The sequence below is a fragment of the Emticicia sp. 17c genome (genome assembly GCF_037153985.1).
GTDB lineage: Bacteria > Bacteroidota > Bacteroidia > Cytophagales > Spirosomataceae > Emticicia.
The window spans coordinates 1-12,416 of the sequence record NZ_JBBAYI010000027.1 but is presented as its reverse complement, the minus strand read 5'-3'; the positions used below and the strand labels follow the sequence as shown (position 1 = coordinate 12,416).

At 46.3% G+C, this 12,416-nt stretch carries 20 protein-coding genes; 19 read left to right on the top strand and 1 reads right to left on the bottom strand.

Translation table 11 applies throughout. The features are described 5' to 3' along the window. Positions 1-214: 214 nt before the first annotated feature. A complete protein-coding gene (locus WAA15_RS24010) occupies positions 215-457 on the bottom strand; it encodes a hypothetical protein (RefSeq protein ID WP_337045400.1) in 243 nt (80 codons plus the stop codon). Positions 458-1,021: 564 nt separating this feature from the next. On the opposite strand from WAA15_RS24010, the gene WAA15_RS24005 reads away from it, so the two are divergent. The 19 genes from WAA15_RS24005 to WAA15_RS23915 all read left to right on the top strand — a co-directional run bounded on the left by WAA15_RS24005 (position 1,022) and on the right by WAA15_RS23915 (position 12,369). Then, positions 1,022-1,165 (top strand): hypothetical protein, encoded by a 144-nt coding sequence (locus tag WAA15_RS24005; protein WP_337045399.1) that lies wholly within the window; start codon positions 1,022-1,024, stop codon positions 1,163-1,165. Further along, positions 1,155-1,658 carry a hypothetical protein gene (locus tag WAA15_RS24000; protein WP_337045398.1) on the top strand — a complete coding sequence of 168 codons (504 nt, stop codon included), beginning with the start codon at positions 1,155-1,157 and terminating at the stop codon, positions 1,656-1,658. Before WAA15_RS24005 ends, WAA15_RS24000 begins: the two co-directional genes overlap by 11 nt. Beyond that, positions 1,645-2,118 (top strand): hypothetical protein, encoded by a 474-nt coding sequence (locus WAA15_RS23995; RefSeq protein WP_337045397.1) that lies wholly within the window; start codon positions 1,645-1,647, stop codon positions 2,116-2,118. Before WAA15_RS24000 ends, WAA15_RS23995 begins: the two co-directional genes overlap by 14 nt. Beyond that, positions 2,119-2,973 (top strand): hypothetical protein, encoded by an 855-nt coding sequence (locus WAA15_RS23990; protein ID WP_337045396.1) that lies wholly within the window; start codon positions 2,119-2,121, stop codon positions 2,971-2,973. Further along, positions 2,948-3,694 carry a hypothetical protein gene (locus tag WAA15_RS23985; protein WP_337045395.1) on the top strand — a complete coding sequence of 249 codons (747 nt, stop codon included), beginning with the start codon at positions 2,948-2,950 and terminating at the stop codon, positions 3,692-3,694. The genes WAA15_RS23990 and WAA15_RS23985 overlap by 26 nt, the downstream gene beginning before the upstream one ends. Further along, on the top strand, positions 3,691-4,128 hold the full coding sequence (locus WAA15_RS23980; protein ID WP_337045394.1) for a hypothetical protein: 438 nt from the start codon (positions 3,691-3,693) through the stop codon (positions 4,126-4,128). The genes WAA15_RS23985 and WAA15_RS23980 overlap by 4 nt, the downstream gene beginning before the upstream one ends. Positions 4,129-4,135: 7 nt before the next feature. After that, entirely contained in the window at positions 4,136-4,723 is a 588-nt protein-coding gene (locus WAA15_RS23975) for a M23 family metallopeptidase (protein WP_337045393.1), read from the top strand. A 1-nt stretch (position 4,724) separates the two neighbouring features. Then, the gene (locus tag WAA15_RS23970) at positions 4,725-4,958 is read left to right on the top strand and encodes a hypothetical protein (RefSeq protein WP_337045392.1); all 234 of its coding nucleotides are present in this window, start codon (positions 4,725-4,727) and stop codon (positions 4,956-4,958) included. 135 nt (positions 4,959-5,093) lie between these two features. Further along, positions 5,094-5,747, top strand: a complete 654-nt coding sequence (locus WAA15_RS23965; protein WP_337045391.1) for a hypothetical protein — start codon at positions 5,094-5,096, stop codon at positions 5,745-5,747. Between the two features lie 89 nt (positions 5,748-5,836). Beyond that, a complete protein-coding gene (locus WAA15_RS23960; protein ID WP_337045390.1) occupies positions 5,837-6,343 on the top strand; it encodes a hypothetical protein in 507 nt (168 codons plus the stop codon). Between the two features lie 6 nt (positions 6,344-6,349). After that, a complete protein-coding gene (locus tag WAA15_RS23955; RefSeq protein WP_337045389.1) occupies positions 6,350-6,541 on the top strand; it encodes a hypothetical protein in 192 nt (63 codons plus the stop codon). A 126-nt stretch (positions 6,542-6,667) separates the two neighbouring features. After that, on the top strand, positions 6,668-7,225 hold the full coding sequence (locus WAA15_RS23950; RefSeq protein WP_337045388.1) for a hypothetical protein: 558 nt from the start codon (positions 6,668-6,670) through the stop codon (positions 7,223-7,225). Between the two features lie 2 nt (positions 7,226-7,227). Further along, a complete protein-coding gene (locus WAA15_RS23945; protein WP_337045387.1) occupies positions 7,228-7,410 on the top strand; it encodes a hypothetical protein in 183 nt (60 codons plus the stop codon). 64 nt (positions 7,411-7,474) lie between these two features. Next, on the top strand, positions 7,475-7,777 hold the full coding sequence (locus WAA15_RS23940) for a hypothetical protein (RefSeq protein ID WP_337045386.1): 303 nt from the start codon (positions 7,475-7,477) through the stop codon (positions 7,775-7,777). Positions 7,778-7,793: 16 nt separating this feature from the next. Continuing rightward, positions 7,794-8,699, top strand: coding sequence for a hypothetical protein (locus WAA15_RS23935; protein ID WP_337045385.1), 906 nt, complete (start codon positions 7,794-7,796; stop codon positions 8,697-8,699). Next, positions 8,699-9,160 carry a hypothetical protein gene (locus WAA15_RS23930; RefSeq protein WP_337045384.1) on the top strand — a complete coding sequence of 154 codons (462 nt, stop codon included), beginning with the start codon at positions 8,699-8,701 and terminating at the stop codon, positions 9,158-9,160. Before WAA15_RS23935 ends, WAA15_RS23930 begins: the two co-directional genes overlap by 1 nt. Positions 9,161-9,366: 206 nt before the next feature. Further along, a complete protein-coding gene (locus WAA15_RS23925; RefSeq protein WP_337045383.1) occupies positions 9,367-9,717 on the top strand; it encodes a hypothetical protein in 351 nt (116 codons plus the stop codon). After that, entirely contained in the window at positions 9,714-11,837 is a 2,124-nt protein-coding gene (locus WAA15_RS23920) for a hypothetical protein (RefSeq protein ID WP_337045382.1), read from the top strand. The genes WAA15_RS23925 and WAA15_RS23920 overlap by 4 nt, the downstream gene beginning before the upstream one ends. Positions 11,838-12,066: 229 nt before the next feature. Next, a complete protein-coding gene (locus WAA15_RS23915; protein WP_337045381.1) occupies positions 12,067-12,369 on the top strand; it encodes a hypothetical protein in 303 nt (100 codons plus the stop codon). The last annotated feature ends 47 nt before the right edge of the window (positions 12,370-12,416 follow it).

The window sequence follows — 12,416 nt, the reverse complement described above, 5'->3', positions numbered from 1 at the left end:
TGAATGATATGGCTGCAAACATAAGGCAATGGGAGAAGTTTGCCAATGCAATTTCCGATTAGCAAAGAAATAGGTCTATTAAGGAAAAGGTTTAAGGCTACGATGGGCTAATTACTTAACATTTAAGAAAGCAGTACTTGTCAAATGGAGTGACATTTTCTTATGAAGTAAAGAGTCGAGGTGATTTTTCATTTTGTCATAGCCCCTGTTACACCTACACCCGCCCAAACCTGCCAAATGCCTGTCTGACCAGCAGATAGGTGGTTTTACTCCAGTTCTTTTTGTTGTTAATTTCAGGAAGATTGTTTCTGATGTTTTCATCTTCACATTTAAGGATTTTCAGCCACCTGAAATAAGTTCGTTCTGAGATTCCTATTTCATTTCTTAATGTTTTTGGAGAGTAAACGACCATCGCGCAAAAGGTTTTATGATGAAAATAGTGCCAGAATACTGCCATGCGTATATTAAATAGCGTTAGTAATATTCTGGGTTGTATATTTGTATACACAAAAACCTAAAGGCACTTATTTGCAGACTGGACAACTCAAATGTAGTGTCTTTATTTCTTTTTTCAAAATTCCGGTGAATGGCAGCGAATCGTAACGAATCCTAAACGAATCGCAGCGAATCGTAACGAATCCTAAACGAATCGCTACGAATCCTGATGAACGAATCGTAATGAATCCTGAACGAATCGCTACGAATCCTAATGAACGAATCGTAACGAATCCTGAACGAATCGCTACGAATCCTGATGAACGAATCGTAACGAATCCTAACGAATCGTAATGAATCCTGAACGAATCGCTACGAATCCTGATGAACGAATCGTAACGAATCGCTACGAATCCTAACGAATCCTGATTAACGAATCGTAATGAATCCTAAACGAATCGCTATGAATCCTGATTAACGAATCGCTACGAATCGTAACGAATCCTAATGAACGAATCGCAGCGAATCGTAACGAATCCTGATGAACGAATCGTAACGAATCCTAAACGAATCGCTACGAATCCTGATGAACGAATCGTTACGAATCCTAACGAATCCTAAACGAATCGTTACGAATCCTAAACGAATCGCTACGAATCCTGAACGAATCGCTACGAATCCTGAACGAATCCTAATGAATCCTGAACGAATCCTTTGGTATGAGTCCTGAAACATTTGACAGAATCATCACGGCTATCGATGCCGTTTTACGCAACATCCTCATTCAGGATGCTGCCAATAGCCGTGTAGGTGGGGTGAGTGTGACAGCCCTACAAAAGCAGTTGCTAGCTACACTGGCAACCCACCACGAGAGTGAGCAAGTAGTTCTCCGAAAAATCCTTCAGGGAATCCTCAACCAAGAACTGGGGTCTCTGGCTACCCAAGCACCACCTGCAGAACTAGTATCTGCTGAACAATACGAAGCCCTGACACAACAATACAATGAACTGGCAAAAGACTATCAGGCAATATTTACTCAAGCAGGTTCTGACCATGTGGTGGTGATTCCTAAAGCAACCTATAACCAGTTGACAGCAACCCGCCAACCCTCTTACAGGATACTGGATGAAGACATTTACGAGCTTATCCGTATCGTTACTGAACACGACGATGACGACCAGGCCCTGCAAGCCATAAAAGCCTACCTCAATGCAGACGAATAAGACCTACCTGGCTTTGTTGGAAGTCGACCAAGCCGGACAGATACAAGCCATACTGGCACAGGAAGAAAAAAGCCCTGAGGAGTTAAGCGACTTTTTCGCCTACCATCAGGCCCTCGAATCGGAATACCAGACTTGTCAGCAGCAATACCAGGCTTTGAAGCAGTACCACGAAACGGCTACCCACCGCAACGAGATGGCCCTGAATGCGTTGATACACCTGTTAAGTACACAGGGGATATATGACCCTCAAAGTCACCGGATGGATTTATCGCCGTTGGTAGAACCCTACTTTGAGAAGTTCATGGCAGAACGGGAAGCCAGAGAGCAGCGGCTGAATTTTATAGCCGAGTGGTGGGAGCAGTTCAAGCTCAAACGTGGACTGAAACTAGGCAGCATACTGATGGCAGGCTTTAGCCGAGCGACTAAAATTTTGATTAACATTTTTCAACACAAGAAATAAATGTTCGAGTTCATCAACCAACTAAAGCACAAGGTAGCAGACAAGGTAGTACAGACGGCAAAAGAAGCCGCCAGTGATTTAATTAATACAGGTGCAGCAAAGGCGGCAGAAGCGATTGGGCAGCATCTGGGAACACCCGTAGATAATAAGAATCAGCAGGTGATTGCCGACTACCAGAAGAAAAATTATTTTGAGCAGATGCTAACGCAGCAACAGCAGCAAAACAGTGCTTCGGTCGTTCCGCCGCCTGTGGTTCCACCACCTGTTATTCCGCCTGTCCCACCACCAGACATTCCTGCGCCAATAGATTATCCACCAGCGTATGGCTATCCCCCTTATTACTATCCAAGCTACCCACCCGCACAAATGACTGTACAGGCCCCCGTCATCAAGCTGGAGGAAGAGAAGGTAAAAAGAATGGCCCAATACGAAACCGACCTCTTTTTCAGAGGCAAGAAAATAGGCAAGGATGTCATTCGTTTTGCAGGGATAAAGTATTTCAGCCGGAAAGTAGACGAAGACTTAGAGACCATACGGGCCTATGAAACGACGAAGAATCCTGCACTGGAGGGAGCCTATAAAAATGCACGGTACAACGTGGCAAAACTGGAAGCCATTCAGCAAATCAGCTACGAAGATGACAACCAGATCAGGGATTTTATTTATGAAGTGATTCTGGACGGGATGATGAAGAAAAACGAGGCGGGCAAACTGAGTATGCCCTCTATCTGGGAAGTAGGGCTGAAAGACTTAGGTTTTTTTGCTTATGAAGTGTTCACGCCCAACCAATCGATTGACTTGTTGCTGGAATCCTTAACCGAGAAATTTCATGCCGCCACCAGCGATAAAAGTTGATTTTGAAGTCAGGGGAGCCAACTGGGGTGTGTTCGGAATCATGAAAGTGGGCAAGTCATACTTCACGAAGTTGTTAGCCTTGCGGTACTACCTGAAGGGCAAACGGGTGATAATACTGGACCACAACCACAACGATGACACCTACGATGACTTCTGGGGCATTAGCCCTACCAAAGTGTATCAGGAGACCTTTCATGCGTTACAATTTGAATTAGTTCCGTCAGATGTGGTCATGCGGATACAACGGCGGAGTACGAGTGAGGAGTTTGATTTTTCACGGTTTTTCCATACTTGTTCCACTATTACAGACAGTGTGTTTATTCTGGACGACTTGGGAGATGTGTTTGGGAATCAGGCCACAGCCGCCATCAAGAACTTTCCAGGCACAGTGATTAACAACCGGAATGAAGCGTTTTACCAGTTTCACCGCTTGTATCAGGCGCATCCGTTTTTACGGGACAAGTTACAGATGCTGGTGTTGAAGTCCTTACCGACGGATGCACCGATACCGGAAGATTTTGTGATGCCTGCGGGTTATATCCGGCAATGTCTTCAGGAAATAGAAGCCATCAATCTGGGTTTACCCTTTAAGAAGAAATTTGCGTGGCGCATCTTGAATATGTACGATAGTCTGGTGTTGGTACCGGAGAAAATCTATACCGACGGACGGCCAGAAAAGACCAATACTTATGAAGCAACTGAATATTTTAAACGAAAATGACAACACAGACACCTTATCAATCCTCCCCCTATCCTTCCAATTATGGTCGTCCTATGATGCCCCCGCCACAGGGACAAGCCCCTTTAATGTATCCTCATCAGGGCGGAGGATATGCTTCTTACGGCGAGCCGATTCAGGAATCACCGAAAAGCGTGTGGAGAATAGTTTTACTGGTACTGGGCGTATTGCTCACCGGAGGGATAGCATTCTGGTGGTGGAAAAAACAGCCTAAAGAGAGTCAAAAAGGGCTGTATGAGCTACAACAGGAGAGCATCCGCAGGCTGACAGAAACTATCCGCGAGCAGGAAGAAGAGATTGACCGCCTGAATAACTTACTACGGGAAGGAGAGCCGCTTGTCGAGCGCAAAGCAGAAACCTCTCATGAGCAGTTCAGAGATTCCTTCGGCATGGACTTAACTTACACAGGTAAATAAACAGGCAATGAAAAGGCATCTGCAGACTTCACGCAACCGGAACATTTTAGGAGTCATGTTGGTAGCATTATCAGGGATTCTGGCCATGCTATTCACTAAAGCCAGAATCAAACTGGTGTACCCGCTTAAAATCAGACGGGATGCGCAGGGGGATGGAAGTTTTGGGACAAGCCGTAACCCGCCCTATCACATTCACTATGGCATTGATTTGGTGGTACAGGAAGGGCAACCCGTGTTCGCGCCATTTAGCGGACGGGTGCAGCGGATTGGCAAAGCCCTGAAAGACAAAGCGGGTTATACAGGGGTCAGGATTGACACTGCTGGAGGCTTACAGGTGGATGTCTTATACATTGTTCCGGTAGTGACAACGGGTGTAGTTGCTATGGGTGATTTACTGGGCTATGCACAGGACATTACGAAGGCTTATGGCTCAGGGATGATTAACCACATCCATGTAGAACATTATGACTCAGTCAAGAAGCAGTTTCTGAACCCCACACCTTATTATTTTGCTAGTTCGCTTACAGGTCTGATTGCTGAAGCCGCTATTCAGGTCGATGATGATTTTTACCAGGCATATACCCCTCATGGATGATATGAAATTCAGTAACCCTTACAATGTGACCACCAGACAATACGAATATGCTTCGGTTGCTGCTATCCGTTTCCATTACTTCAGTGATATGGATCAGGAAACCTTTGCGACTTTATTTGAAGAAAGGCACATACAAGCCTTGAAGGAGTTGGGTTTCAAAGGATTCAGGGGTTATCAGAACCCCGAAGTGGTGCGGTATATGGTGGAAACAGTCGGACGAGTGAAGGTATCGTAAGCCTGAGCAAAAAAATAAGACCGGAATACAGCGAATGAAGGCATAATACGGCAGAATACAGCGGAAAGTTCCAACATTGTTTGGCAGGACTCTTAAGTTTGGGAGAATATCAGTCATCAAAAAAAACTTTCAACAATGCCAACTACGAAAAAAATTTCCGTCAGTAAGCAGATAGCCATTATTAATTATAAGCAAACTGTCTCTTCCGTTTCAGGCATCGAAGCAGGGTATATCATTACCCCCTACACCGATTCGGTAGCAGGGCCTAAATTCTATGCCCGTATCCTGCCGAATGTCAACCGTGTCGATATCTTGGGAGCCGATGCCCTTACCCCCCGCGGGATTACCGAAGCGACCGCCGTGGCCAAGTATGCAGCCAACACCGCAGCCTTAAAGACATTTTTCGGACTAGTCAATGCCGGAGAAGATGCCAGTGCCAACGGCATGGCGTGGATAAAACTGGATGCAGGGGGTGTTTTCTGGGATTTATCGGTGGCACCTTTTCCTGAAGGCACTGTCTTTGCGACCACAGCCACCGACGGAGTTAAAACCGATGTGTCAGACACCCACAAGTACATCAACTTCTTTAACCCGACTACGGGTGACTTTGATGCGACCCCTGTCAAGAAAACAGCAGCAGAAGGGACCGACGGAGAAGTTTCTTTTTACCAGAAGTACAAGTCTGCCATCTGGTGGGGTCTTGCAGGTGTGGTGGTGGTTGTCGGCGGTATCCTGGTGATAGCCAACCCGTTCCATTGGGGGAAAAAGAAGAAGAAAAAAGATAAATAATTTTTTTCTTCCTCAGGTTTAGTTTAATCAAACGGCGTAGAAATGGCGTAGTGTGAAGCTCATGCTACGCCATTTTTGTAAAATGTATCATGGAAAATCACCCCAACAACAGTGCAGCCATCGATGGTATCGGGACATCGGTTTCACGGGCCATCGATGCCTTCCGCAAGTCAAAGGAGCTGAAGCTGTGGCTTTTTTTCGGACTACTGGCAGCGGTGGCCTTATACTTTGGGATTAAGGCGTTTCGGAAAAGTGTACTGAATAACATTCCCTTGCCGGATATACCGACAGACGGGACGATTCCAGACCCTGCCACCTTTGAAAAGCAGGCCAAGATATTAGCCAACGAACTCAGGGATGTAGTAAGGGGTATTTTCACTTTTGCGGCCACCAAAGAAAAGACATTCAAGAAGTTGTTTGAGCTAACAGATGCCGAATTGATATACACGTATCGGGTCTACAACAAGCTGTATTACAACACGACCTCAGAAACGATGACGCAAGCGATTCAGGATGAGGTCAATTATGTTCCTGATTGGCAGGGTGGCACCAAGAAAAAGCTGGTGAATCGTCTTATTTCTCTCAACGCAACTTAAGGAAGTATGGAAGCAAAATCAGATATAGACAAGGTCTACGAAATTGTGCAGGATGTGAAGTCGGGCAAACTGAAATTGCCTGAGGTATCCGTGGGTTTAGCCGATGCGACGATTTACAAAATTGTGTTTGGCATATCCCTCTTGTTTGGAATCATGACAGCAGCCGTATTTTTTCTGGTCAAAGCACAGCGGCGATGAAAACACAAACGACATACAAACGCTTGAGTGTGCTGTCTACGGTCATAGGGCTTTTAGCCAGTACGATGACGATTCTGTGGGTAGGGTACAACTGGCGGAAGGAAAGCTTATTGAAAAAGCAAGGCAATGCAGGCACGATTGACAACACTTAGCACCTGCCTTGTCAGGCACAAAAGAAGGATTGCGTATATAGGTATTGGTATAGTACTGATACTGGTATTACTCAGCCAGATTCCGCCTAAGCGCGACCCTGCACAGAAGTCTTATTTAGGTAGGCAAGGTTTACCGCGAGGGGTCAGAAACAACAACCCAGGCAACCTGCGGTATTCGCCGATGAATTTGTGGCAAGGGAAAGTCCCTTACACACAGAATACGGATGGAGCCTTTGAGCAGTTTGTGGAGTGGCGTTATGGGGTTCGGGCCTTACTGGTGCTATTGAAGAAGTACATTTTCAGGTATGGCACAATCGAGGACATTATCAGGGTGTATGCGCCTGACACAGAAAACAACACTGAGGCGTACATAGCAGCCGTCAGTGCCTCCACGGGGATTCCCCGCAGTCAGGCCATCACCTCTGATAAAGCCACGCTTCAGCGGCTGTGTATGGCTATCAGCCAACACGAATGTGGGGCTGTGTATGCAGTGACCCAAGAAGATTTTAACAACGCGTATCAACTTTTATAATTATGGCACAGGCAAAAGCAGTGATTCAAAACCAAAAGGCTTTACAGAAAGCCGTGGCAAAAACCAAAAAAGACCTAGCAGGGAAGAAAGTCAAAAAAACTGTGGAGGTATATCCGAAAGGCTTATGGCGTAAAACGTTGGCTGCCAATTTCAAGCAGGCACGCAAAGAAGCCAAAAGGAAATAAGTCTTGCTTAGCCAAGCAAGGCAGTAGACGCTATCGATATTTTAATCATTTAATCAAATTCACAATGAAAGCACTTCAGGTATTTATTTTTGATGGGGGTCGTACCGGCTATGTATTGCTGGAAGACGGCACCATGCTGACGTTTTACAACTATACGCTGAAAACGGTCAAACAGTCCTCCCAACTGGACATCAGTTTCCGGCAGACGGTTGACCCTAAACTGAAAAGTCTGGCTAAAAGCAAGTTGTTTGATTACCTAAAAACAGGAGCCAGAGGCGAACAGACCTACGAGCTGACTGGAAAAACAGGTCTACCTCAAGAAGAAACAGCATCCATCGTAGAAGAAACTGAAATTGATAACGCCTGAGCGTTAAACATCCCTTATGACCAGAAAACTAAAAAATAGTCTGTTAGCGGCCCTGGCGATAGTGGGTTTAGGTATCGTATACTACTGGGTCAGGAGGAAAAGAACGGTGAGTTTTAAAGATTATACCCCGTCAGCAGAGGCAGAAGCACAGGCAGCACAGTTACGCAGCAGTTTAACCATGCTTTCGTCAAGTCCTGTCTATCTTCCGGCTTTAGGGTTCATTGAGGGTTCTTCCACGACTGCTAGAAGCAGTTTTCCGGTTGTGAATGTCAAAGCCCCCATCACGCTGCCCCGAGACGAGAAACAAATCCGTATCAATCAGGCCAAAGCCCTGGTACAACAATACGACACACAGGTCAGCACTTCAGCCAGAGAAACAGGGGTACCCCGTTACCTGCATTATGCCATTATCCTGCATGAAAATCCACAAGGCATTGCCACCCTGGATGAAGGCAATGGCACGGGACTGGGAGCCATCACGTTGGTGACACCGACGGACAGTATCCGCATGGCCATGAAAAAGGGACGACTGACAGCCAAGCAGATAGCCATCATTCAGGCGACTGCGTCACAGTCAAAAAACATCCTTGCCAGCAGTGATTTAGGAGCCAAGCTCATCACCAAAAGTGACCTCAAGAAGCCAGACTTGAACGTACTTTTAATCGGGATTCAGTTACAGAATATGTTTCACCAGTTTGGCACTGATAAATTACATCAGGTATTGTTTGCCTACAACCGTGGGATTTCAGCGGCTAAGACCTTTCTGAGTACAAACAAGCTGACGGGAGCGGATGCTTCGACCTTGATTGAAAAATCAAAGGGTTTGCCGTATTACGCCACGGGGTCGACCTACGTACTGAACCAGCTCGGAGTAAATGGGATACTGGACATCATTGTCAACGAAGTAGGGATTACCGACTAATGGCACAGCTCGCATTTGAACACGCACGTAGCGAAAAGAACATTCTCCGCAAAGCCTTGCTTTCACTGGGAGGACGCAATGAAATCATACACTGTGAGTTTCTGGTCAGCGGGATGCGGCTATCTGCCTGGCAGAGCGGAGGGGTACAGATACGTCCGATAGGGAACCTCAACCTGAAGGACTTTCTGGTCTACGAGCTAGGGTATGAGGTGGACGCGCAGCTACTGTCTTACTTTGAGCAGCGGCAAGGCAGCAAGTACGATACACTGGCCCTGTTAACAGACATGATAGGTGGGCTGAGGCTGAAAAGAAAAGACCAGTTCTTCTGTTCAGAAATCTGTTACGAGGTGTTGAAAAACGAATTAGGGCTGAACCTACCGAGCCGTGTGCCAAGTTCCGTGAGTCCGCAGGAGCTGTATGCGATGCTGGAACCCTTACACTTAAAACAAATCTATCTGTGAAAAAGAGTATTAACCTGACTATTAACATGAACACAATCCTCTGGACCATAATGGTCATTGGCGGCAGCCTGGGGCTGTACTTTCTTGTACGCTACTTCAGGAAAAAGTCAGTGGCTACGGCTACGGTGGCTAACACGCCAGTGGTGAGCAGCAGCACGACCAGTACCAACAGCAGTGCTACTGGCAATGACAACACGAATCCCCCTGTGACCGTCCCCGTCCCCAATCCGGTGACCTACAATCCCTTTTCTATCAAAAAAGCCTACCAGAATGGCAGCACGTATGTGGCTTATAGCAGTCTGCAAGATGCTTTGGATAAAAATCTGGAGGGCAGTGGGTTTACCAACCAGACTACCACGCTCTACGCCACCAGCATGGATAACAACAAAATAGCTTACCTGGATGCACAGGGAGCGACCTTGTTTCCGGCTGGGAAATACTTTTATGACACCACGTTTGAGATGTTGCTCATCGGTCAGGATGGGGTGATGCACTTCCAGAGCGATGTCACCAAAAGCAACCTGAATGCACAAACCATTAAAGAATCTTACACATGAAAAAACTAGCTTTTATTCCTTTTTTGCTTATATCGCTTATTCTCTTGTCGTTGGAGGCTTTTCCTCAAACCAAGTATAGCAGTCTGTCAGATGCCTGTGCCAAAAACAGTTTGAGTGCAGGGCTGACCAACCAGTCCAGAACAATTTACATTCCTTCGGTCAGCATCGGACAATATGCGTTTCTCAATAACAGCAACCGTAATTTCCGCCGATTGCCCCGCGGCTATTATTATTATCCGTCCACTAACTCCGCCTTTGAGACTGACAGATATGGGATGGTAACCAACCTGCAAAGCTGTACGGTGAGTGCAGGCGGGTTGAGCATTGTCAACCAGTTTGCCACCGGACTGACCGGAGACAGTGGTTACCAGATTGACAATGGGGGTTCGTTCTGGTATTATGCCCCCAACAAGGAGTACTATTCCAACTTTTCGGTGACACCCACCACTGGCAACAAGGTCTCGGTCTATGTAGACACCCGCGGCTTTGGGCATGGGCAGGGCATCGTGAAGTTCAAGGTGGAAAACTCAATGAACTGGCTGACCAAGCAGCAGCTCGAAGCCCTCGACTTCAGCAACATGAAAGGCTGGGATGTGTCTATCATTGCCGCCATGTTCGATGGCAATACGATTGAAGAAGTCAAGCAGAGTGTAGTGCATTTTGCGGGGGATAATACGTCTAATGTGCCAAGTTTTTACAAACGGAATCCGACCAATCGTTTAGCCCAATTGCCCTATGTGTTTCCGGCTTTCGGAACCATTCAGGGCAAGTACAACATTCTGGGCTTCGGGCAGTTAGACAACAACTTTAACTTCCAGAACCAGAATTACCTGACCCGAGGGTTTAACATTGTCGATTGGAAAACCAATGCCAGTATTCCTGTACAAAACCGGATTATGGCTTCTTATGACGAATGGGCCTATGACCACGGTTGTCCGCGGGAGAATGGGCCAGCGGCGACACTTTGGCTAGCCAACACGCCTATCCAAGACCTGTACAACTGGTTCAATGCGTATGTGATTGTTCCTGCGCAAGGGCATCAGTTTTGTTTTCTGGATTTTGAGGCGTGGTCGTTTTACATTCAGGGGAATCAGGTAGCGGCAGACAAGATGGCGAGCCTGTTCAGGGCATTCAAGCAAGCCAACCCGAATGTGGTGTTGATGAGTTATGTGGGAACCAGGGGTTTTGCTTCTTCGACCTTGCAGCAGATTACCGAGCAGGAGATGCAGGTAGAAAACAACCGCTATAACCAGTCGGTGGGAGAAGTAGCCAAGCAGTTTGAGGTGACAAACGTCAACTATCTCAACGTTAGCACCGGACAATACGATGGAACCTCAGGGTATCTGAGCCAATACATTGATGTAATTAATGCGGGCGATTACCAACATTTTATCTCGCATAGTTGGTTTTACTCGACAATTCAAGAGATGGAGCTAGCGAAGCTACATCGCCCCAACAAGAAGGTGTTACCCCTTCTTTGGAGCTACATTGAGCCTGTACCAGGGTCAGACTTTACTTCAATAGGTAGGTTCTTTAAAACTTCTCTTGATAGTGTGTATGGGGTCAACTATAAGCCAGCGGTTCCTTTCAGCCACTTGTACAACGTAACGGCGTGGGGAAATTTTCTTGGGGATGGGATATGGTTCTGGCATGACCCCTACAATTCGGTCGAAGGCTTCGACTACTGGGGTGGTGCAGGGAAAGACCCCCGAACAGGTCAGTACTGGCCTGTGAAATACACCCCAAATATGGGAATGGTTGAAATCAGTACCACCATCGGCTATGACTATGCGGCATTAGCCCTGCACGCCCTGAGCCTGAACAATGACATTATTGCGGGTAACCAGCCGATCCAACGGGTAGACTTTTCGACCGACAACGGCAATTCCTATTACACGGGCGAATACCTTAAGCCAGCGGCAGGCGACTTTTACCACATTCCAATTGTCAGGGTAAAGAAGCATCCGACCCTGAATGAGTGGTTGTTGTTAGCGGTGAACCGCTACAATGAGATGAATCAGGTACAGACCCTGAAGGTGAAAATACCAGGCACGGGACAAAGCGTTGACATCCAGCTGAATGGGCAGCTCACCAGCATCAAACGAATCAAGTTAGAATAAAATTCAAGTCCCGCCAGTATGACAAATAACCATTCGCATATAAACATTCCTTTTCTGGGAGGTTTGCTTATGTCCTTAATAGAACCTTTACAACATCTTTTTGAACCTGGCTTTATGACACAAGACCTTTTTAAAAGCCTGTTACTGGGGGTAGTAGGCGCAATAGGTTCGGGCATTGGCACTTTGTTGTGGAATAAATACGTGAAGAAACGCTTAAAACCTTAAATAAATGGAAATACTTTTCGACCCTGATTTTATCGGAAAATCTATTCTGGCCTTGTTAGGGGTGCTAATCAGCTACATGGAGCAACTGAGTAATGCGAAAAAGCAAAAGGTGAGGTATGTATTTAAAAATGAATGGCCAGGCATCTTGCTAACCATGATAGTTACGCTGGTAATGGTCTACTTAAGAGAAGACATCAAGGAACTCTATGTAGTGACTAATTTCGGTGCAGTGATTCTGGGCTATTCAGGTAGTAGTTTTTTCTTATCCATCCTGAAATCAAAATTACCAAGAAATGAAAATATCTGACAATGGTCTCAGGATGCTGAAAGCATTTGAATCGTTCAGCAGCAAAC

Excerpts from the sequence above, each read along its gene's own strand:
- WAA15_RS24010 (WP_337045400.1), bottom strand. The coding sequence starts at position 457 with ATGGCAGTATTCTGGCACTATTTTCATCATAAAACCTTTTGCGCGATG.
- WAA15_RS24005 (WP_337045399.1), top strand. The coding sequence starts at position 1,022 with ATGAACGAATCGTTACGAATCCTAACGAATCCTAAACGAATCGTTACG.
- WAA15_RS24000 (WP_337045398.1), top strand. The coding sequence starts at position 1,155 with ATGAGTCCTGAAACATTTGACAGAATCATCACGGCTATCGATGCCGTT.
- WAA15_RS23995 (WP_337045397.1), top strand. The coding sequence starts at position 1,645 with ATGCAGACGAATAAGACCTACCTGGCTTTGTTGGAAGTCGACCAAGCC.
- WAA15_RS23990 (WP_337045396.1), top strand. The coding sequence starts at position 2,119 with ATGTTCGAGTTCATCAACCAACTAAAGCACAAGGTAGCAGACAAGGTA.
- WAA15_RS23985 (WP_337045395.1), top strand. The coding sequence starts at position 2,948 with ATGCCGCCACCAGCGATAAAAGTTGATTTTGAAGTCAGGGGAGCCAAC.
- WAA15_RS23980 (WP_337045394.1), top strand. The coding sequence starts at position 3,691 with ATGACAACACAGACACCTTATCAATCCTCCCCCTATCCTTCCAATTAT.
- WAA15_RS23975 (WP_337045393.1), top strand. The coding sequence starts at position 4,136 with ATGAAAAGGCATCTGCAGACTTCACGCAACCGGAACATTTTAGGAGTC.
- WAA15_RS23970 (WP_337045392.1), top strand. The coding sequence starts at position 4,725 with ATGAAATTCAGTAACCCTTACAATGTGACCACCAGACAATACGAATAT.
- WAA15_RS23965 (WP_337045391.1), top strand. The coding sequence starts at position 5,094 with ATGCCAACTACGAAAAAAATTTCCGTCAGTAAGCAGATAGCCATTATT.
- WAA15_RS23960 (WP_337045390.1), top strand. The coding sequence starts at position 5,837 with ATGGAAAATCACCCCAACAACAGTGCAGCCATCGATGGTATCGGGACA.
- WAA15_RS23955 (WP_337045389.1), top strand. The coding sequence starts at position 6,350 with ATGGAAGCAAAATCAGATATAGACAAGGTCTACGAAATTGTGCAGGAT.
- WAA15_RS23950 (WP_337045388.1), top strand. The coding sequence starts at position 6,668 with ATGCAGGCACGATTGACAACACTTAGCACCTGCCTTGTCAGGCACAAA.
- WAA15_RS23945 (WP_337045387.1), top strand. The coding sequence starts at position 7,228 with ATGGCACAGGCAAAAGCAGTGATTCAAAACCAAAAGGCTTTACAGAAA.
- WAA15_RS23940 (WP_337045386.1), top strand. The coding sequence starts at position 7,475 with ATGAAAGCACTTCAGGTATTTATTTTTGATGGGGGTCGTACCGGCTAT.
- WAA15_RS23935 (WP_337045385.1), top strand. The coding sequence starts at position 7,794 with ATGACCAGAAAACTAAAAAATAGTCTGTTAGCGGCCCTGGCGATAGTG.
- WAA15_RS23930 (WP_337045384.1), top strand. The coding sequence starts at position 8,699 with ATGGCACAGCTCGCATTTGAACACGCACGTAGCGAAAAGAACATTCTC.
- WAA15_RS23920 (WP_337045382.1), top strand. The coding sequence starts at position 9,714 with ATGAAAAAACTAGCTTTTATTCCTTTTTTGCTTATATCGCTTATTCTC.
- WAA15_RS23915 (WP_337045381.1), top strand. The coding sequence starts at position 12,067 with ATGGAAATACTTTTCGACCCTGATTTTATCGGAAAATCTATTCTGGCC.